This window comes from Streptomyces sp. NPDC107517 (genome assembly GCF_055582645.1).
In genome coordinates, this window is the sequence record NZ_JBVJPM010000001.1 from 813,853 (window position 1) to 833,061 (window position 19,209).

The 19,209-nt window shown below is 69.8% G+C and carries 18 protein-coding genes and 1 riboswitch; of the genes, 17 read left to right on the top strand and 1 reads right to left on the bottom strand.

What is annotated here, in order from left to right; translation table 11 throughout:
* Window positions 1–38: 38 nt before the first annotated feature.
* The 15 genes from ACZ67T_RS03435 to ACZ67T_RS03505 all read left to right on the top strand — a co-directional run bounded on the left by ACZ67T_RS03435 (window position 39) and on the right by ACZ67T_RS03505 (window position 15,970).
* Complete coding sequence (locus tag ACZ67T_RS03435; protein ID WP_469981283.1) at window positions 39–968, top strand: ABC transporter permease; 930 nt, start codon at window positions 39–41, stop codon at window positions 966–968.
* The gene (locus ACZ67T_RS03440) at window positions 961–1,758 is read left to right on the top strand and encodes an ABC transporter ATP-binding protein (protein WP_227298363.1); all 798 of its coding nucleotides are present in this window, start codon (window positions 961–963) and stop codon (window positions 1,756–1,758) included. The genes ACZ67T_RS03435 and ACZ67T_RS03440 overlap by 8 nt, the downstream gene beginning before the upstream one ends.
* Window positions 1,759–2,185: 427 nt before the next feature.
* Window positions 2,186–3,091 (top strand): squalene synthase HpnC, encoded by a 906-nt coding sequence (hpnC, locus tag ACZ67T_RS03445; protein WP_469981387.1) that lies wholly within the window; start codon window positions 2,186–2,188, stop codon window positions 3,089–3,091.
* Entirely contained in the window at window positions 3,088–4,038 is a 951-nt protein-coding gene (gene hpnD, locus ACZ67T_RS03450; protein ID WP_469981284.1) for a presqualene diphosphate synthase HpnD, read from the top strand. The genes hpnC and hpnD overlap by 4 nt, the downstream gene beginning before the upstream one ends.
* The gene (locus ACZ67T_RS03455; RefSeq protein ID WP_469981285.1) at window positions 4,038–4,187 is read left to right on the top strand and encodes a DUF6380 family protein; all 150 of its coding nucleotides are present in this window, start codon (window positions 4,038–4,040) and stop codon (window positions 4,185–4,187) included. The genes hpnD and ACZ67T_RS03455 overlap by 1 nt, the downstream gene beginning before the upstream one ends.
* Window positions 4,184–5,599, top strand: a complete 1,416-nt coding sequence (gene hpnE, locus ACZ67T_RS03460; protein WP_469981286.1) for a hydroxysqualene dehydroxylase HpnE — start codon at window positions 4,184–4,186, stop codon at window positions 5,597–5,599. Before ACZ67T_RS03455 ends, hpnE begins: the two co-directional genes overlap by 4 nt.
* Window positions 5,596–6,726, top strand: a complete 1,131-nt coding sequence (locus ACZ67T_RS03465) for a polyprenyl synthetase family protein (RefSeq protein WP_469981287.1) — start codon at window positions 5,596–5,598, stop codon at window positions 6,724–6,726. Before hpnE ends, ACZ67T_RS03465 begins: the two co-directional genes overlap by 4 nt.
* A 104-nt stretch (window positions 6,727–6,830) precedes the next feature.
* Entirely contained in the window at window positions 6,831–8,840 is a 2,010-nt protein-coding gene (gene shc, locus ACZ67T_RS03470) for a squalene--hopene cyclase (protein ID WP_469981288.1), read from the top strand.
* Entirely contained in the window at window positions 8,840–9,499 is a 660-nt protein-coding gene (locus ACZ67T_RS03475) for a phosphorylase family protein (protein WP_469981289.1), read from the top strand. The genes shc and ACZ67T_RS03475 overlap by 1 nt, the downstream gene beginning before the upstream one ends.
* 5 nt (window positions 9,500–9,504) lie before the next feature.
* Window positions 9,505–10,527: an adenosyl-hopene transferase HpnH gene (gene hpnH / locus ACZ67T_RS03480; protein ID WP_266557652.1), complete on the top strand. Its 1,023-nt coding sequence runs from the start codon at window positions 9,505–9,507 to the stop codon at window positions 10,525–10,527.
* Window positions 10,528–10,534: 7 nt separating this feature from the next.
* Window positions 10,535–11,701 carry a flavodoxin-dependent (E)-4-hydroxy-3-methylbut-2-enyl-diphosphate synthase gene (gene ispG / locus ACZ67T_RS03485; RefSeq protein ID WP_469981290.1) on the top strand — a complete coding sequence of 389 codons (1,167 nt, stop codon included), beginning with the start codon at window positions 10,535–10,537 and terminating at the stop codon, window positions 11,699–11,701.
* Between the two features lie 25 nt (window positions 11,702–11,726).
* On the top strand, window positions 11,727–13,640 hold the full coding sequence (dxs, locus tag ACZ67T_RS03490; RefSeq protein ID WP_469981291.1) for a 1-deoxy-D-xylulose-5-phosphate synthase: 1,914 nt from the start codon (window positions 11,727–11,729) through the stop codon (window positions 13,638–13,640).
* Window positions 13,637–15,022 carry an aspartate aminotransferase family protein gene (locus tag ACZ67T_RS03495; protein ID WP_469981292.1) on the top strand — a complete coding sequence of 462 codons (1,386 nt, stop codon included), beginning with the start codon at window positions 13,637–13,639 and terminating at the stop codon, window positions 15,020–15,022. Before dxs ends, ACZ67T_RS03495 begins: the two co-directional genes overlap by 4 nt.
* 136 nt (window positions 15,023–15,158) lie before the next feature.
* Window positions 15,159–15,800: a helix-turn-helix domain-containing protein gene (locus ACZ67T_RS03500; protein WP_469981293.1), complete on the top strand. Its 642-nt coding sequence runs from the start codon at window positions 15,159–15,161 to the stop codon at window positions 15,798–15,800.
* Window positions 15,797–15,970 (top strand): DUF6126 family protein, encoded by a 174-nt coding sequence (locus ACZ67T_RS03505; RefSeq protein WP_469981294.1) that lies wholly within the window; start codon window positions 15,797–15,799, stop codon window positions 15,968–15,970. The genes ACZ67T_RS03500 and ACZ67T_RS03505 overlap by 4 nt, the downstream gene beginning before the upstream one ends.
* A 30-nt stretch (window positions 15,971–16,000) precedes the next feature.
* On the opposite strand, the gene ACZ67T_RS03510 is transcribed toward ACZ67T_RS03505, so the two are convergent.
* Window positions 16,001–16,798 carry a tyrosine-protein phosphatase gene (locus ACZ67T_RS03510; RefSeq protein WP_469981295.1) on the bottom strand — a complete coding sequence of 266 codons (798 nt, stop codon included), beginning with the start codon at window positions 16,796–16,798 and terminating at the stop codon, window positions 16,001–16,003.
* Window positions 16,799–17,205: 407 nt separating this feature from the next.
* Window positions 17,206–17,386: riboswitch (cyclic di-AMP (ydaO/yuaA leader) on the top strand.
* Window positions 17,387–17,390: 4 nt separating this feature from the next.
* Here ACZ67T_RS03510 and ACZ67T_RS03515 point away from each other — a divergent pair.
* Together ACZ67T_RS03515 and ACZ67T_RS03520 are read left to right on the top strand one after the other, a co-directional pair.
* The gene (locus ACZ67T_RS03515) at window positions 17,391–18,191 is read left to right on the top strand and encodes a M23 family metallopeptidase (RefSeq protein ID WP_469981296.1); all 801 of its coding nucleotides are present in this window, start codon (window positions 17,391–17,393) and stop codon (window positions 18,189–18,191) included.
* 226 nt (window positions 18,192–18,417) lie between these two features.
* A complete protein-coding gene (locus ACZ67T_RS03520) occupies window positions 18,418–19,209 on the top strand; it encodes an SGNH/GDSL hydrolase family protein (RefSeq protein ID WP_469981297.1) in 792 nt (263 codons plus the stop codon).

Sequence of the window (19,209 nt, forward strand, 5' to 3'; positions counted from 1 at the left end):
CGACCGGCTGCGCACTTTGAAGACGAAAGTTTCCACTAGTGAGTGAGACAACGCATGACGGCGGTGTCGCGGTGACCGCGCGTCCGTCGCCCGATGAGGGGCTCTCCCCGGCCGACCTGGCCGCCAAGTACGGTCTGACCGTCAGTGGCGCCAGGCCCGGCCTGTTCGAGTACGTCAGCCAGCTGTGGGGCCGGCGTCACTTCATCCTCGCCTTCTCACAGGCGAAGCTCACCGCCCAGTACAGCCAGGCCAAGCTCGGCCAGCTCTGGCAGGTGGCGACGCCGCTGCTGAACGCGGCCGTGTACTACCTCATCTTCGGCCTCATCCTGCACGCCAGCCGGGGCATGTCGATGGACGTGTACATCCCGTTCCTGGTCACGGGCGTCTTCGTCTTCACCTTCACGCAGAGCTCGGTGATGGCGGGCGTGCGGGCGATCTCGGGCAATCTGGGTCTGGTGCGCGCCCTGCACTTCCCACGGGCCTCGCTGCCGATCTCGTTCGCGCTCCAGCAGCTCCAGCAGCTGCTGTTCTCGATGACCGTCCTGTTCATCGTCGCGATCGGCTTCGGCAGCTACCCGGGTCTGTCCTGGCTGCTGATCGTCCCGGTGCTCGCGCTCCAGTTCCTCTTCAACACCGGACTCGCGCTGATCATGGCGAGGATGGGCTCGAAGACCCCGGACCTGGCGCAGCTCATGCCGTTCGTGATGCGTACGTGGATGTACGCGTCCGGCGTGATGTTCTCCATCCCGATCATGCTGGCCGACAAGCCCGCGTGGGTCGCCGACGTCCTGCAGTGGAACCCGGCCGCCATCTACATGGACCTGATGCGCTTCGCGCTCATCGACGGATACGACTCCGGCAACCTGCCGCCGCACGTATGGGCGGTCGCGGTCGGCTGGGCGGTACTGGTCGCCGTCGGCGGCTTCGTCTACTTCTGGAAGTCCGAGGAGCGGTACGGCCGTGGCTGACGAAGACATCCTGGGCAAGAACGCGGGCAAGGGACACATCCCGACCGTCATCGCGGACGGGCTGCACATCGTGTACCGCGTCAACGGCGCCAAGACGGGCAAGGGCAGCGCGACCTCCGCGCTGAGCCGCATCGTCAAGCGCGGCGAGGAGCGCGGAGTCCGCAAGGTGCACGCCGTCAAGGGCGTCACCTTCACCGCGTACCGCGGCGAGGCCATCGGCCTGATCGGCTCGAACGGGTCCGGCAAGTCGACCCTGCTGCGCGCCATCGCCGGGCTCCTGCCGGCGGAGAAGGGCAAGGTCTTCACCGACGGCCAGCCCTCGCTCCTCGGTGTGAACGCGGCGCTCATGAACGACCTGACGGGCGAGCGGAACGTCATACTCGGCGGGCTCGCGATGGGTATGTCCCGCGAGCAGATCCGGGAGCGTTACCAGGAGATCGTCGACTTCTCGGGCATCAACGAGAAGGGCGACTTCATCACGCTCCCGATGCGCACCTACTCCTCCGGTATGGCGGCGCGGCTGCGCTTCTCCATCGCGGCCGCCAAGGACCACGACGTCCTCATGATCGACGAAGCCCTGGCCACGGGTGACCGCAAGTTCCAGAAGCGCTCCGAGGCCCGCATCCGGGAGCTGCGCAAGGAGGCCGGCACGGTCTTCCTCGTCAGTCACAACAACAAGTCGATCCGTGACACCTGCGACCGTGTGCTCTGGCTGGAGCGCGGCGAGCTGCGTATGGACGGACCGACAGCTGAGGTACTCAAGGAGTACGAGAAGTTCACGGGCAAGTAGTCCGGTCGCCCCCGGGCAACCCTCCGCACCCGATTTCGCGTCTCAAGGCCCCGCCGGGACATCTTCGGCGGGGCCTTGATATGCATGTAGATGGCAATTGATTCCCGCCGAGGTCAAGTGAAGGTCAACTTCCTTGCGTGCAGGGAAGCTTGGAGTCAATCGGTGTGTTGTTGTGATCTGCACGAAACCCCGTCGGGGCAGGGCCGGTTGTACAACGTAAGCTGTACCGGTGCCGATTCGCGGCAAAGGGGCGATAATGCGCGACATCCCGACGTAGGGGGTCGGTCTGTCGTGCCCGAGATTGGGCGGCGTGTCCGAAATAGGATGTTTTGGATCGGCAGTGTAGAACGGGAGATGTGACGGCAATGGCTATGGAAACTCTCCAGCTCCACGATGCTTTCGCCGTCCTAGTACCGGGCAGCGCGTGGTGAGGGGATCATCGGGAGCGTCCGCCGGGTCCCCGGCCGGGGCGACACTCGACAAGGCCACCGACGAGAATTTTCCGGTGGCCCCCTTCTTCCTGCCCCGGGACTGGCGCGACGACCTCATGGCGGTCTACGGCTTCGCCCGCCTCGTCGACGACATCGGTGACGGCGACCTCGCTCCCGGCGGCGCCGACGCCCGCCTCCTCGGCGTGTCACCCGAACGGGCTGACGGGGACCGGCTGGCTTTGCTCGACGCCTTCGAGGCCGATCTTCACCGGGTGTTCGATTCCATCCCCCGACACCCCCTTCTGCGTGCCCTGCAGCCCACCGTGCACCGTCGCGGCCTCACCCCCGAACCCTTCCTCGGCCTCATCGAGGCCAACCGCCAGGACCAGCTGGTCACGCGCTACGAGACGTACGACGACCTGCTGGCCTACTGCGAGCTCTCCGCCAACCCGGTCGGCCGCCTCGTCCTCGCGATCACCGGCACCGCGACCCCCGAGCGCATCCGCCTCTCGGATTCCGTGTGCACCGGCCTGCAGATCGTCGAACACCTTCAGGACGTCGGCGAGGACCTGCGGCAGGGGCGGATCTATCTGCCCGCCGAGGACATGAAACAGTTCCACGTCCAGGAGTCCGATCTCGCCGCACCCACGGCGGGCGCGTCGGTGCGCGCCCTGGTCGCGTTCGAGGCCGAACGCGCCCTCGGTCTCCTGAATGAAGGCACCCCCCTCGTGGGTAGCGTCCACGGCAGGCTGAAGCTGCTGCTTGCCGGGTTCGTGGCTGGGGGGAGGGCGGCGGTCACCGCGATCGCCGCCGTTTCGTACGACGTACTTCCTGGACCGCCCAAGCCCACCAAGCTCCGGTTGCTGCGTGAGGTGGGAGCGACTCTGCGAGGAGAGGGGTGAGCCGGACCGTGGAGTCAGACCAGCACGTGTCGGCAGCGGTACTCGCCGCATACAGCTACTGCGAGACCGTGACCGGACAGCAGGCGCGCAACTTCGCCTACGGCATCAGGCTGCTGCCGACGGCCAAGCGGCGGGCCATGTCGGCGGTGTACGCGTTCTCGCGCCGCGTCGACGACATCGGCGACGGAGGGCTGCCGCAGGACGTCAAGGCCGACCGGCTCGACGAGACCCGGGCACTGCTCGCCCGGATCCGTGACGGCGCTGTGGCGGAGGACGACACCGACCCGGTGGGCGTCGCCCTCGCGCATGCCGCGCAGCGGTTCCCGATCCCGCTCGGCGGCCTCGACGAACTCATCGACGGTGTCCTGATGGACCTGCGCGGCGAGACGTACGAGACCTGGGACGACCTCAAGGTCTACTGCCGCTGCGTCGCCGGCGCCATCGGCCGGGTCTCGCTCGGCGTCTTCGGCACCGAGCCGGGCGCGCGCGGCGCCGAGCGCGCCTCCGAGTACGCGGACACGCTCGGGCTCGCGCTCCAGCTCACGAACATCCTGCGCGACGTGCGGGAGGACGCGGCGGACGGCCGCACCTACCTGCCGGCCGACGACCTCGCCAAGTTCGGCTGCTCGGCCGGCTTCGACGCCCCGACGCCCCCGGCGGGCTCGGACTTCGCGGGCCTCGTGCACTTCGAGGTGCGCCGCGCCCGCGCCCTGTTCGCCGAGGGATACCGGCTGCTTCCGCTTCTCGACCGGCGCAGCGGCGCCTGCGTCGCCGCCATGGCCGGCATCTACCGGCGCCTGCTCGACCGCATCGAGCGCGAGCCCGAGGCCGTCCTGCGCGGGCGCGTCTCGCTCCCCGGGCGCGAGAAGGCCTACGTCGCCGTGCGCGGCCTGTCCGGACTCGACGCCCGCAGCGTCTCCCGGCAGTCCCTCAGGAGGCGTGTCTGATGAGCACGTCCGACAGAGCGGTCCGCACCGACGGGAAACGGCGGGCAACCCTCCACGCCGACGCGGCGTCCATGACTTCAGCGGCTTGCCGTGCGTCTTTCAACCATCGCGCGCACACTGACGGAACGGCCGAAGGGGAGGGCGCATGAGCGACGGGAACATGCGGCCCGAGGGGCCGGACGCGAACACCGCCGACGGCACCGGACGGCAGACCGCGGTCGTGGTCGGCGGAGGTCTCGCCGGGGCCACGGCCGCCCTCGCGCTCGCCGACGCGGGCCTCGACGTCACCCTGCTCGAAGGACGCCCGAGACTGGGCGGCCTGGCGTTCTCCTTCAAGCGCGGCGACCTCACCGTCGACAACGGCCAGCACGTGTACCTGCGCTGCTGCACCGCATACCGCTGGTTCCTCGACCGCATCGACGGCACGGCCCTGGCGCCCCTGCAGGAACGTCTCGACGTACCCGTGCTCGACGCCGACAGGAACCGGCTCGGCAGACTGCGCCGCACCGCGTTGCCCGTGCCGCTGCATCTTGCCGCGAGCCTCGCGACGTATCCGCATCTCTCGCTCGCCGAGCGCGCCAACGTAGGGCGTGCCGCGCTGGCCCTCAAGGGGCTCGACCTGGGTGATCCGGCCCTGGACGAACGGGACTTCGGCAGCTGGCTGGCCGAGCACGGCCAGTCGCGGCGCGCCATCGAGGCCCTCTGGGACCTGGTGGGCGTCGCCACCCTGAACGCCGTCGCCGGCGAGTCCTCGCTCGGGCTCGCCGCCATGGTGTTCAAGACGGGGCTGCTGTCCGAACCGGGCGCGGCCGACATCGGCTGGGCGCGCGTCCCCCTCGGTGAACTCCACGACACTCTCGCCCGCAAGGCGCTCGACTCCGCGGGCGTACGCACCGAACTCCGTGCACGCGTCACCTCCGTCTCCCGTACCGAGAACGGGCGTTGGAGTGTGGAGGTTCCCGGGGAGCGGATCGTGGCGGACGCCGTCGTGCTCGCCGTGCCCCAGCGCGAGACGTACGACCTGCTGCCCGACGGCGCGCTCGACGACGCCGAGCGGCTGCTCTCCATCGGGACCGCGCCGATCCTCAACCTGCACGTCGTCTACGACCGCAAGGTCCTCAAGCGGCCCTTCTTCACCGCGCTCGGCTCGCCCGTGCAGTGGGTCTTCGACCGCACGGAAGCCTCCGGACTCACCGAGGGGCAGTACCTCGCGGTGTCCCAGTCCGCCGCGCAGGACGAGATCGACGAGCCCGTCGCCGTGCTCCGCGAGCGCTACCTTCCCGAGTTCGAGCGCCTGCTGCCCGCCGCGCGGGGCGCGAAAGTGCTCGACTTCTTCGTCACCCGGGAGCGCACGGCGACCTTCGCGCCGACCCCGGGCGTCGGCGCGCTGCGGCCCACGGCCCGCACGAACGCCCCCGGCCTGTACCTGGCCGGCGCGTGGACCGCCACCGGGTGGCCCGCGACCATGGAAAGCGCGGTACGCAGCGGTGTCAGCGCCGCCGATGCCGCTCTCGCCGCACTCGACCGCCCACGCGGTCATCTGTTCCGGGAGGCGGCATGAAGCTCGATCTCCAGGGGGCGGACCATCCGGCCCCCGGCGACGCAACAAAAGGAGACCCTGTGCCCGCTGTGCCCTCGGCCGAACCGGCTGCCGACGCGGTGGACGTGACCGCGCTGCTCGAGCGCGGCCGGACCCTGGCCACCCCGGTGCTGCGGGCCGCCGTGGACCGCCTCGCACACCCGATGGACACCGTCGCCGCCTATCACTTCGGCTGGATCGACGCACAGGGCAACCCGGCCGACGGGGACGGCGGCAAGGCCGTACGTCCCGCGCTCGCCGTGCTGTCCGCCCAGGTCCCGGGCGCGGCACCCGAGGTGGGCGTGCCCGGCGCGGTCGCCGTCGAGCTGGTGCACAACTTCTCGCTCCTGCACGACGACCTGATGGACGGCGACGAACAGCGCCGCCACCGTGACACCGTCTGGAAGGTGCACGGCCCGGCGCAGGCCATCCTCGTCGGCGACGCCCTCTTCGCCCTCGCCAACGAGGTGCTCCTCGAACTCGGCACCGCCGAGGCCGGCCGTGCCACGCGCCGCCTGACCACCGCCTCGCGTGCCCTCATCGACGGGCAGGCGCAGGACATCAGCTACGAGCACCGCGAGCGGGTCACCGTCGAGGAGTGCCTGGAGATGGAGGGCAACAAGACCGGCGCCCTGCTGGCCTGCGCCTCCTCCATCGGCGCCGTGCTCGGCGGCGCCGACGACCGGACCGCGGACCAGCTGGAGAAGTACGGCTACCACCTCGGTCTCGCCTTCCAGGCCGTCGACGACCTGCTCGGCATCTGGGGCGACCCGGAGGCCACCGGCAAGCAGACCTGGAGCGATCTGCGCCAGCGCAAGAAGTCCCTGCCCGTCGTCGCCGCGCTCGCCGCGGGCGGCCCCGCGTCCGAGCGGCTCGGTGAACTTCTCGCCGCCGACGCCAAGAGCAGCGACTTCGACACCTTCTCCGAGGAGGAGTTCGCGGCCCGCGCCGCCCTCATCGAAGAGGCCGGCGGCCGGGACTGGACCGCCGAGGAGGCGCGTCGGCAGTACGCCGTCGCCATCGAGGCCCTGGACTCCGTCCAGATGCAGGATCAGGTGCGGGCGCAGTTCGTCGCGCTCGCGGACTTCGTCGTCGTACGAAAGAGATGATCACTATCGGCCGCATATGACTCGCAGTCGCCGGCCGGTGTCCATCCAGGGCATCGGCCGACGGCGGACCCAGCAGAGATCGAGCACTGCACGAAGGGGAAGCCATGACAGCGACGACCGAAGGAAGCAGCGGAGCGGCAGCTCCGGGCGCGACCTCGGCCACCACTGCCCAATTGACCGACACGAGCCCCGGGGCGGCCGGGACGCACGACGCCGCCACCCGTTCCGTCCAGCGCGCCACGGACTTCCTGCTCGCCCGGCAGGACGCACAGGGCTGGTGGAAGGGGGACCTCGACACGAACGTCACGATGGACGCCGAGGACCTGCTGCTGCGCCAGTTCCTCGGGATCGGGGACGAGGCGACCACCCGAGCCGCCGGGCTCTTCATCCGCGGTGAACAGCGTGACGACGGCACCTGGGCCACGTTCTACGGAGGCCCGGGCGAACTCTCCACCACCATCGAGGCGTACGTGGCCCTGCGCCTGGCCGGGGACGCCCCCGACGAGCCGCACATGGCGAAGGCCTCCGCCTGGATCCGGGAGCGGGGCGGGATCGCCGCGAGCCGCGTCTTCACCCGCATCTGGCTGGCCCTGTTCGGCTGGTGGAAGTGGGACGACCTGCCCGAACTGCCTCCGGAGCTCATCTACTTCCCGAAGTGGATGCCGCTCAACATCTACGACTTCGGCTGCTGGGCCCGCCAGACCATCGTGCCGCTCACGGTCGTCTCCGCGAAGCGCCCGGTACGGCCCGCGCCCTTCCCGCTCGACGAGCTCCACACCGACGCGCGCAATCCCAACCCGGCCAAGCCTCCTGCCCCCGTGGCGAGTTGGGACGGCGTCTTCGAGCGGCTCGACAAGGCGATGCACCTGTACCGAAGGGTCGCGCCGCGCCGGCTGCGCAAGGCGGCCATGAACTCGGCCGCCCGCTGGATCATCGAGCGCCAGGAGAACGACGGCTGCTGGGGCGGCATCCAGCCCCCGGCGGTGTACTCCGTCATCGCGCTCCATCTGCTCGGCTACGACCTCGAACACCCGGTGATGAAGGCGGGGTTGGAGTCCCTCGACCGGTTCGCCGTGTGGCGCGAGGACGGGGCCCGGATGATCGAGGCCTGCCAGTCGCCCGTGTGGGACACCTGCCTCGCCGTCATCGCCCTCGCCGACGCCGGCCTGCCCGCCGATCACCCCCGGCTCGTCAAGGCCGCCGACTGGATGCTCCGGGAGCAGGTCGACCGGCCCGGAGACTGGTCCGTTCGCAGGCCCCAACTCGACTCCGGCGGGTGGGCGTTCGAGTTCCACAACGACAACTACCCCGACATCGACGACACCGCCGAGGTCGTCCTCGCGCTGCGCCGCGTCCGGCACCCGGACCGGCCGCGCATGGAGAAGGCCATCGAGCGGGGCGTGCGCTGGAACCTCGGCATGCAGTCGAGGAACGGCGCCTGGGCCGCCTTCGACGTCGACAACACCAGCCCCTTCCCGAACCGGCTGCCGTTCTGCGACTTCGGTGAGGTCATCGATCCCCCGTCCGCGGACGTCACCGGGCACGTGGTGGAGATGCTCGCCGTCGAGGGCATGTCGAACGACCCGCGCACCCGGCGCGGCATCGACTGGCTGCTCGCCGAACAGGAGCCGAACGGCGCCTGGTTCGGCCGCTGGGGCGTCAACTACGTATACGGAACAGGGTCGGTGCTGCCCGCCCTGACCGCAGCCGGACTGCCCGCCTCGCACCCCGCCGTCCGCCGCGCCGTCGCCTGGCTCGAATCCGTCCAGAACGACGACGGCGGCTGGGGCGAGGACCTGCGCTCCTACCGCTACGAGGACTGGAAGGGCCACGGCGTCTCGACCGCCTCGCAGACCGGCTGGGCGCTGATGGCGCTCCTGTCGGCGGGGGAGCGGGACTCCAAGGCCGTGGAGCGAGGAGTCGCCTGGCTGACCGAGACCCAGCTGGAGGACGGCACCTGGGACGAGCCGTACTTCACCGGCACCGGCTTCCCGTGGGACTTCTCGATCAACTATCACCTCTACCGCCACGTCTTCCCGCTCACGGCACTGGGCCGGTACGTGCACGGGGAGCCGTTCGCCGATCAGGCGGCCTTGACGGGCAAGGGGAGCTGATGACCGGATCACCGGCGGCCCCGCGCCCGCCGGACGCCGCCCCGCTGCTGGTCGCCTGCGCGCTCGGCATCGAGCACTTCGCCCTGCGCACCGGCGCCCGCACCGGAGCACCGGCCCGGGTCACCGTGCTGCGCACCGGCATGGGGCCCAAGGCGGCCGAGCGGTCCGTGGCCAAGGCCATCGAGGACCCCGCCCTGCACGACGCGGCCGTCGTCGCGACCGGCTTCTGCGCCGGCCTCGCCCCCGGCATGCACCCGGGCGACCTGGTCGTCGCCGAGGAGACCCGTGACACGGACGGCTCCACGCCGTGCACCGGCACGGAACTCCTCGTCAAGGAGCTGGTCAGGGCGGTACCGGGACGGACCGTGCACACCGGTCCGCTCACCGGATCCGACCATGTCGTGCGCGGTCACGAGCGCGGTGACCTGCTCGCCACGGGCGCGATCGCCGTGGACATGGAGTCCGCGGCCACGCTGCGCACGGCGGCCGCGCGGGGCCCGCGCCCGGTTGCGGCCGTACGGGTGGTCGTGGACGCTCCAGAACATGAACTCGTCCGTATCAGCACGGTGCGCGGTGGAATATCGGCTTTCCGCGTTCTTCGTGCCGTGCTTCCCGCATTTTTCGAATGGCACCGTTCTTTGCTGCTCCCCCGGAGGTGAGCCAGATGGCCATGCCGCTTCGTCAGTCCATCAAGGTCGCGACGTACCTCTTTGAACAGAAGGTTCGCAGGCGCGACAAGTTCCCGCTCATTGTCGAACTGGAGCCGCTGTACGCCTGCAACCTCAAGTGCGAGGGCTGCGGAAAGATCCAGCACCCCGCCGGAGTGCTCAAGCAGCGGATGCCCGTGGCGCAGGCCGTGGGCGCCGTCCTGGAGTCCGGCGCGCCGATGGTGTCCATCGCCGGCGGCGAGCCGCTCATGCACCCGCAGATCGACGAGATCGTCCGGCAGCTGGTGGCGAGGAAGAAGTACGTCTTCCTCTGCACGAACGCGTTGCTCATGCGCAAGAAGATGGACAAGTTCACGCCCTCGCCGTACTTCGCCTTCACGGTGCACATCGACGGGATGCGCGAGCGTCACGACGAGTCCGTCGCCAAGGAAGGTGTCTTCGACGAGGCGGTGGAGGCCATCAAGGAGGCCAAGAAGCGGGGCTTCCGCGTCACCACCAATTCCACCTTCTTCAATACGGACACCCCGCAGAACATCATTGAGGTCCTGAACTACCTCAACGACGACCTCGAGGTCGACGAGATGATGCTCTCGCCCGCCTACGCCTACGAGAAGGCGCCCGACCAGGAGCACTTCCTGGGCGTGGAGCAGACCCGGGAGCTCTTCAAGAAGGCCTTCGCGGGCGGCAACAGGCGCCGCTGGCGCCTCAACCACTCACCGCTGTTCCTCGACTTCCTCGAGGGCAAGGTCGATTTCCCGTGCACGGCGTGGGCGATCCCGAACTACTCGCTCTTCGGCTGGCAGAAGCCCTGCTACCTGATGGCGGACGGGTACGTGACCACGTACAAGGACCTCATCGAGAAGACCGACTGGGACGCCTACGGGCGCGGCAAGGACGAGCGCTGCAACAACTGCATGGCGCACTGCGGCTACGAGCCGACGGCCGTCCTCGCCACGATGGGCTCGCTCAAGGAGTCCATCCGCGCCGCCCGCGAGACCGTCTCCGGAAACCGCGGGTGACACCGTCATGACCGCCGGAGAGCCCGTTTCGCTGGGGCTCCCCTCGCTGCCGGTCCGACCGATCGCCGACCGCAGAACGAGTCGGCAGATCCACGTCGGGCCGGTGGCAGTGGGGGGCGGAGCGCCGGTGTCCGTGCAGTCGATGACGACGACACGGACCTCGGACATCGGGGCCACGCTGCAGCAGATCGCCGAACTGACGGCGTCCGGCTGCCAGATCGTGCGGGTGGCGTGTCCCACGCAGGACGACGCGGACGCGCTCGCGACGATCGCGAGGAAGTCGCAGATCCCCGTCATCGCGGACATCCACTTCCAGCCGAAGTACGTCTTCGCGGCCATCGAGGCGGGCTGCGCCGCGGTCCGGGTGAACCCGGGCAACATCAAGCAGTTCGACGACAAGGTCAAGGAGATCGCGCAGGCGGCCAAGGACCACGGCACCCCGATCCGTATCGGGGTCAACGCCGGTTCCCTGGACGCCCGGCTGCTGAAGAAGTACGGCAGGGCGACGCCCGAGGCGCTCGTCGAGTCGGCGCTGTGGGAGGCGTCCCTCTTCGAGGAGCACGGCTTCCAGGACATCAAGATCTCGGTCAAGCACAACGACCCCGTGGTGATGGTGAACGCCTACCGGCAGCTCGCCGCCCGGTGCGACTACCCGCTGCACCTCGGCGTCACCGAGGCGGGCCCGGCCTTCCAGGGCACGATCAAGTCCGCCGTCGCCTTCGGTGCGCTGCTGAGTGAGGGGATCGGCGACACGATCCGCGTCTCGCTGTCCGCGCCGCCGGTCGAGGAGATCAAGGTCGGCATCCAGATCCTGGAGTCTCTGGGGCTGCGCGATCGGCGCCTGGAGATCGTGTCGTGCCCGTCGTGCGGGCGGGCGCAGGTCGACGTCTACAAGCTGGCCGACGAGGTCTCCGCGGGCCTCGACGGGATGGAGGTGCCCCTTCGGGTCGCCGTCATGGGGTGTGTGGTGAACGGTCCCGGCGAGGCCCGCGAGGCGGATCTCGGTGTCGCGTCGGGCAACGGCAAGGGCCAGATCTTCGTGAAGGGCGAGGTCATCAAGACCGTCCCCGAGTCGAAGATCGTCGAGACCCTCATCGAAGAGGCGATGAAGATCGCCGAGCAGATGACGGACGCCGGGGCGGCCTCGGGCGCTCCCGACGTCACCGTGAGCTGAGGACAACCGGAGAGGGGGCCCGAGCGTGACAATTCTGGAAAGCATCCGGGGGCCGCGCGATCTGAAGGCGCTGAGCGAGGATCAGCTCGGTGAACTGGCCGCGGAGATCAGGGAGTTCCTGATCCACGCGGTCGCGAGGACCGGCGGCCATCTGGGACCCAACCTCGGGGTGGTGGAGCTCTCGATGGCCCTGCACCGGGTCTTCGAGTCGCCGGTCGACCGGATCCTGTGGGACACCGGCCACCAGAGTTATGTACACAAGATGTTGACGGGTCGTCAGGACTTCTCGAAGCTGCGCGGGAAGGGAGGCCTGTCCGGCTACCCCTCGCGGGAGGAGTCCGAGCACGACGTCATCGAGAACAGCCACGCGTCCACCGCGCTCGGCTGGGCGGACGGCCTCGCCAAGGCCAACCAGGTCCTGGGCGAGCGGGGCCACGTCGTCGCCGTCATAGGAGACGGGGCGCTCACCGGCGGCATGGCCTGGGAAGCGCTCAACAACATCGCGGCCGCCAAGGACCGCCCGCTGATCATCGTCGTCAACGACAACGAACGGTCGTACGCCCCGACCATCGGCGGACTCGCCAACCACCTGGCGGCCCTGCGCACCACCGACAGCTACGAGAAGGTCCTGGCCTGGGGCAAGGACGTCCTCCTGCGCACGCCGGTCATCGGACACACGCTGTACGAGTCCCTGCACGGCGCCAAGAAGGGGTTCAAGGACGCCTTCGCGCCCCAGGGCATGTTCGAGGACCTGGGGCTCAAGTACGTGGGGCCCATCGACGGGCACGACCTCGGCGCGGTCGAGTCCGCGCTGCGACGTGCGAAGCGGTTCCACGGGCCCGTGCTCGTGCACTGCCTCACCGAGAAGGGCCGCGGCTACGAGCCCGCCCTCGCGGACGAGGCCGACCGGTTCCACACCGTCGGCGTGATGGACCCGCTCACCTGTGAGCCGCTCGTGCCGTCCAACGGCCCGTCCTGGACTTCGGTGTTCGGTGACGAGATCGCCCGCATCGGACGGGAGCGCGACGACGTCGTGGCGATCACCGCGGCGATGCTGCACCCGGTCGGACTCACCAAGTTCGCCGAGGAGTTCCCCGGCCGGGTGTGGGACGTGGGGATCGCCGAGCAGCATGCGGCGGTCTCGGCGGCCGGACTCGCGACGGGTGGCCTCCACCCGGTCGTCGCCGTCTACGCCACCTTCCTCAACCGCGCCTTCGACCAGCTCCTCATGGATGTGGCGCTGCACAACTGCGGCGTGACCTTCGTTCTCGACCGGGCTGGTGTGACCGGCGTCGACGGCGCCTCGCACAACGGCATGTGGGACATGTCCGTCCTCCAGGTCGTACCGGGCCTGCGCATCGCCGCACCCCGCGACGCCGAGCAGCTGCGGGCCCAGCTCCGCGAAGCGGTCACCGTGGACGACGCCCCGACGCTGATCCGCTTCCCGAAGGAGTCCGTCGGCCCCGAGATCCCGGCGGTCGACCGCATCGGCGGCCTCGACGTACTGCACCGGTCCGACGACCCCGACGTGCTCCTCGTCTCCGTCGGTGTGATGGCGCCGGTGTGCCTCCAGGTCGCGGAACTCCTGGCAGCGCGCGGCATCAACTGCACGGTCGTGGACCCGCGTTGGGTCAAACCCGTCGACCCGGACCTCGCGCCGCTCGCCGCACGGCACCGGCTCGTCGCCGTCGTCGAGGACAACAGCAAGGCGGCCGGCGTCGGCTCCGCCGTGGCGCTCGCGCTCGGCGAGGCCGAAGTCGACGTACCCGTACGGCGGTTCGGGATCCCCGACCAGTTCCTCGCGCACGCCAAGCGCGGTGAGGTGCTCGCGGACATCGGGCTCACGCCCGTCGAGATCGCCGGGCGGATCGGCACCAGCATGGCCCGCAGGGCCGAGACGGCGGCCCTCGTGGCCGGCAAGGAGAGCGACGACGTATGAGCAAGGAGTTCGATCTCGCACGACTCCTGGCCGACCGCGGCGCCGAGCGCTACGAGCTGCACGCCAGGTACCTCAACCACCAGCTCCCGCGCATGCTGCACACCATCGGCTTCGACAAGGTCTACGAGCGGGCGGAGGGCGCCTACTTCTGGGACGCGGACGGCAACGACTACCTGGACATGCTCGCCGGGTTCGGTGTGATGGGCCTCGGCCGGCACCACCCCGTCGTCCGCAAGGCGCTGCACGACGTCCTCGACGCCTCGCTCGCCGACCTCACCCGCTTCGACTGCCAGCCGCTGCCGGGCCTGCTCGCCGAACGGCTCCTCGCGCACAGCCCGCACCTGGACCGGGTCTTCTTCGGCAACAGCGGCACGGAGGCCGTCGAGACGGCGCTGAAGTTCGCCCGGTACGCCACGGGCCGGCCCAGGGTCCTGTACTGCGGGCACGCCTTCCACGGGCTGACCACCGGGTCTCTGTCCGTGAACGGCGAGTCCGGATTCCGGGACGGCTTCGCGCCGCTCCTGCCGGACACCGCCGTGCCGCTCGGAGACCTCGACGCCCTGCGCGCGGAGCTCGCGAAGGGCGACGTGGCCGGGCTGATCGTCGAGCCCATCCAGGGCAAGGGCGTCCACGGGACGCCGCCCGGCTATCTGCGCGCCGCCCAGGAGATGCTCCACCAGCACAAGGCGCTGCTCATCGTGGACGAGGTGCAGACGGGCCTCGGCAGGACGGGCGACTTCTACGCCTACCAGCACGAGGACGGCGTCGAGCCCGACCTCGTGTGCGTGGCGAAGGCGCTCTCCGGCGGTTATGTGCCCGTCGGCGCGACGCTCGGCAAGGACTGGATCTTCAAGAAGGTCTACTCGTCCCTGGACCGGGTCCTGGTGCACTCGGCCAGCTTCGGCTCGAACGCGCAGGCCATGGCCGCAGGCCTTGCCGTGCTCTCCGTGATGGAGAACGAGGAGGTCGTCGCGAACGCCCGGGCGACCGGTGAGCTCCTGAAGTCCCGGCTCGCCGCCCTCGTCGACCGCTACGAACTGCTGAGCGAGGTACGCGGCCGCGGCCTGATGATCGGCATCGAGTTCGGGCGGCCGAAGTCGCTGAAGCTGCGCAGCCGCTGGACGATGCTCCAGGCCGCGCGCAAGGGCCTCTTCGCGCAGATGGTCGTCGTGCCGCTGCTCCAGAAGCACCGGATCCTCACGCAGGTCTCCGGCGACCATCTGGAGGTCATCAAGCTGATCCCGCCGCTGATCATCAAAGAGCACGAGGTGGACCGCTTCGTCGAGGCGTTCACCGCCGTCATGGACGACGCGCACTCGGGCGGCGGGCTGATGTGGGACTTCGGGAAGACGCTGGTGAAGCAGGCGGTGGCCAACCGCTGACCGCACCGTCGGGGCACCTCTCGGATTCGCAGGGGTGCCTCCAGGTGCCTCCAGAAGAGGGACGCCCGGAAGACGGGCTGTTGCCTCTGGGGCAATAAATTTGCCCCAGAGGTACGGCTCTGGCTCAATCGACGGTATGAGCCCTGTCCCTCCGGAGCCGGCTCCGGAACCCACGGAGCTGCCCGCCGTCGCCCCGCAGCTGCGCGAACTACGGCGTCGCGCCGCCCTGACCCTGGAGGCCGCGGCCCGTGCCGCCGGGCTCTCGCCCGCGCACCTCTCCCGCCTGGAGACGGGCCGCCGTCAGCCCTCGCTCCCGATGCTGCTCGCCCTCGCCCGCACCTACGGTACGACGGTCTCCGAACTCCTGGGCGAAACGCCCGCCGACAGGGACGCGGTCGTGCGCTCCGCCGACATGGAGGCCACCGAGGCGGGCGGCTGGATCTACCGGCAGGCGGGCGCCCCGGGACGCGGCATGCAGGCGCTGCGCGTCCATGTGCCGTTCGGCGCCCAGGGCGACATCGTGCGTGTCCACCCCGGTGAGGAGTGGCTGTACGTCCTCGAAGGGCGGCTGCGGCTGCGGCTCGGGGACACCGCGTACGCGCTCGCGCCGGGGGACAGCGCCCACTTCGACTCGCTCACCCCGCACCGGATCGCCGCCGCCGACCGCGACGGCGCCGAGCTCCTGTTCGTACACACCCTGCTGCAGAGCCCGTCCGCCGCGCTGTGTCTCGGCCCGGCGGTGGGCAGCGGCGAACCATCTCAGGGAGGCTCTCGATGAGCGCAGTGCCCGACGACGTGACCGAGCCCGAGCGGCAGCCCGCACGGCGTGACATCGAGGACAGGCTCCCGCGCGGCATCTGGGTGCGCCTGCTCGTCTACGTCTTCGCCGGGCACCTCGTCGCGGGCTTCATCTATCTGCTGTTCGCGCTGGGGGCGTCACGCGGGTGACGCCCCTCACCAGGACTGTCGGTCCCGGTCTCAGTCGAGAAGGCGCTCGCGCAGCCGCTCGCGCTGCGCGGGGGACAGCTTGAGGCCCTCCTCCAGGTAGCGGTCGGTGGAACCCCACGTCTGTGCGACTGTCTCGAAGGCGGCGGCCAGGTATGCGGCGCGGGCGTCGAACAGGGGGCTCAGCAGCTCCATGACCTCGGGGGACATCGCGTCCTTCGAGGCGCTGCTGCGGTGCACCTTGTAGCGGCGGTGTGCCGCGTTCGACTCCAGGTAGTCCGCCTCGATGGCGTCGCGCTCCACACCCATGGCCAGGAGCGTGACCGCTATCGAGAGGCCCGCGCGGTCCTTGCCGGCCGCGCAGTGCATGAGCGCGGGCACGCTGTCCTCGGCGAGGGAGTGCAGCACCTGGCTGTGCTCGGCGGTGCGCTCCGCGATGATCGTCCGGTACGACGTGATCATGCGGTCCGCGGCCTGGCCCTCGGAGAGGGCGGCGCGCAGCTCGTCGAGATTGCCGTCGCGCACCATCTGCCAGAACTCGGCGCCGTCCGCGGGGTCGGTCAGCGGCAGGTTCACGTTCCGCACGCCGGGCAGCGTGACGTCAGGGCCTTCGAGGCGCTGGTCGGCGGCGTTGCGGAAGTCGAAGATCGTGTGCAGCCCGAGCGAGGAGAGGAACGCGGCGTCCTCGTCCGTGGCGTGCGCGAGGTGACCGCTGCGGAACAGCACGCCCTGCTTGACCCGACGGCCGTCCACGGTCGGGAGGCCACCCACATCGCGGAAGTTGCGCACTCCGGCCAACTCGGGCTCGGTGGACGGGACCTGCTGCGTCACGGGGGCTCCTCCCGGTCGGCCGCGGCGCTGCTCGCCTGCGGGCGCCTTCGACGATACGACATGGCTGCCAGGGGCAACCATGTGAGAGGCGCCAGGCGATTACATATCCAATGCCCGATATGAGGCGGTAAGGAGTAATTGCCCTCTATGGGGTAACTGGCCCTGAAACACAGGCATATGGTGAGCAATGCGTGAGCAGGGTCATAGCCGTGACCGTACGTGGCGGACGGGCCGCATGGATTTCCGGTAGGTATCGCAGTCGCAAAGATCGTAAATAGACGGAGTGTGACGGCATTTTCCGGAAAAGGCCGTTTAAGGATCAAGAACCGGAATGCCCAAGGGGATTCGCGCCTTGTTTCCGCGCTCCCCGCTCGCTTACGTTCAGCGCAATCCGGACGGACCGCCTAATCCTGCCGCCGCCCGGAATCCGCACATCGATCCGTGCTCGGCAGGAGCGGGGGACCCAGGTAGAGCGCCGTGTCCGGAACACCGGGCACGGCTCGGGGTGAAGCCGTGCCCGAAAGGGGTGCGGCCGGGCAACTCCAGCCCGAACCCGACAGCTCACCTCGCAGGCGACGGAGAGGAATCCCCCATGCCCGCGAAGGGTAAGCACCGCCGTCCCAAGTCCCCGCGTTTCGCGCGCTCGATCGCCGTCGCCGCAGCGGGCGGCGCCGCGCTCGCACTGCCGCTGATGGGTGCCGCCGAAGCCCACGGCGCGACCCCGGCGGGCGCCCACTCGGTCGCGCAGGCCGTCGCCGCTCCCGCCGCGGCCAAGACCTACGCCGTGAAGGGCGGGGACACCCTCTCGAAGATCGCCGACGCGCAGAACGTCAGCGGTGGCTGGAAGAAGCTCTACTCCGACAACCGCTCGGCCGTCGGGGACAACCCGTCCCTGATCCATCCGGGCCTGAAGCTGACGATCGGCCAGAAGGCCGCGGCCCCCGCCGCGAAGTCCCCGGCCACGGCCACCCAGGCCACCACTGCTTCCGGCTACACGCTGCCCGTCCAGGGCGCCAACATCGGTACGGCGTACAAGACCGCGGGTGCCATGTGGTCCAGCGGCTACCACACCGGTGTCGACTTCGTGGTCCCGACGGGCACCCCGCTCAAGGCCATCGCCGCGGGTACCGTCGTGTCGGCCGGCCTTGACGGCGCGTACGGCAATGAGGTCGTCATCCAGCACGCCGACGGCAAGTACTCGCAGTACGCCCACATGTCGTCCCTCTCCGTCTCGTCCGGGCAGACCGTGACCGAGGGCCAGCAGATCGGCCTCTCCGGCGCGACCGGCAATGTCACGGGTCCGCACCTGCACTTCGAGATCCGCACCACCCCGAGCTACGGCTCGGACGTGGACCCGGTCGCGTACCTCCGTGGGCACGGGGTCTCTCTCTGACCTCGATGGCGTGACGTGAGCGTGTGACGTGAAGCTGTCTCGCTGAGGCGTGACGTGAGGGGCGGGCCCGGTTCCGGGCCCGCCCCTTCGTCGTATCCTCCGCCGCACCCTGTCGAATTCCTGGTATTCCTGAAATCGCGAAACTGACCGGGTGGGCTATATCACCACCCGTCAACCCCTTCCTACGGTCGCGTAGGTCACATCGCAGGGTGAAAGATGTGTGGTCGTGGCAAACGAATCGAGATCACTCAGCAGCGGCACGATTCGGTCCTACGCGGCGGTGGGGGACAGCTTCACCGAAGGCGTCGGGGACCCCGGTCCCGACGGGGCCTTCGTGGGCTGGGCCGACCGTCTCGCCGTCCTCCTGGACGACCGGACCCCCGAGCACTCCTTCCGGTACGCGAACCTCGCCGTGCGCGGCAAGCTCCTCGACCAGATCGTGGAGGACCAGCTCCCGCGCGCCGTCGAACTCGCCCCGGACCTGGTGACCTTCGCCGCCGGGGGCAACGACATCATCCGTCCCGGCACCGACCCCGACGACGTCGCGCAGCGCTTCGAGAAGGCGGTGGCCCGGCTGACCTCCGCCGTCGGCACGGTCATGGTGACCACCGGCTTCGACACCCGGGACGTCCCGGTCCTCAAGCATCTGCGCGGCAAGATAGCGACGTACAACGGGCATGTGCGCGCGGTCGCCGACCGCTACGGCTGCCCGGTGCTCGACCTGTGGTCCCTCAAGACCGTGCAGGACCGGCGTGCCTGGGACGACGACCGGCTGCACCTCTCGCCCGAGGGCCACACACGGGTCGCGCTGCGGGCGGGGCAGACGCTCGGCATCGAGGTGCCGGCGGACCCGGACCAGCCGTGGCCGGCGCAGCCGCCGCGCGGCACGCTGGAGGTCCGGCGCGACGACATCCACTGGGCGCGGGAGTTCCTGGTGCCGTGGATCGGCCGACGGCTGCGGGGCGAGTCGTCCGGGGATCATGTGGCGGCGAAGCGGCCGGACTTGCTGCCGCTCTGA

Bases quoted from the DNA above. Each gene is read 5' to 3' on its own strand.
- shc (WP_469981288.1), top strand. From the start codon at position 6,831: ATGACAGCGACGACCGAAGGAAGCAGCGGAGCGGCAGCTCCGGGCGCG.
- ACZ67T_RS03465 (WP_469981287.1), top strand. From the start codon at position 5,596: ATGAAGCTCGATCTCCAGGGGGCGGACCATCCGGCCCCCGGCGACGCA.
- ACZ67T_RS03500 (WP_469981293.1), top strand. From the start codon at position 15,159: ATGAGCCCTGTCCCTCCGGAGCCGGCTCCGGAACCCACGGAGCTGCCC.
- ACZ67T_RS03515 (WP_469981296.1), top strand. From the start codon at position 17,391: ATGCCCGCGAAGGGTAAGCACCGCCGTCCCAAGTCCCCGCGTTTCGCG.
- ACZ67T_RS03495 (WP_469981292.1), top strand. From the start codon at position 13,637: ATGAGCAAGGAGTTCGATCTCGCACGACTCCTGGCCGACCGCGGCGCC.
- ispG (WP_469981290.1), top strand. From the start codon at position 10,535: ATGACCGCCGGAGAGCCCGTTTCGCTGGGGCTCCCCTCGCTGCCGGTC.
- hpnH (WP_266557652.1), top strand. From the start codon at position 9,505: ATGGCCATGCCGCTTCGTCAGTCCATCAAGGTCGCGACGTACCTCTTT.
- ACZ67T_RS03505 (WP_469981294.1), top strand. From the start codon at position 15,797: ATGAGCGCAGTGCCCGACGACGTGACCGAGCCCGAGCGGCAGCCCGCA.
- ACZ67T_RS03455 (WP_469981285.1), top strand. From the start codon at position 4,038: ATGAGCACGTCCGACAGAGCGGTCCGCACCGACGGGAAACGGCGGGCA.
- hpnE (WP_469981286.1), top strand. From the start codon at position 4,184: ATGAGCGACGGGAACATGCGGCCCGAGGGGCCGGACGCGAACACCGCC.
- ACZ67T_RS03475 (WP_469981289.1), top strand. From the start codon at position 8,840: ATGACCGGATCACCGGCGGCCCCGCGCCCGCCGGACGCCGCCCCGCTG.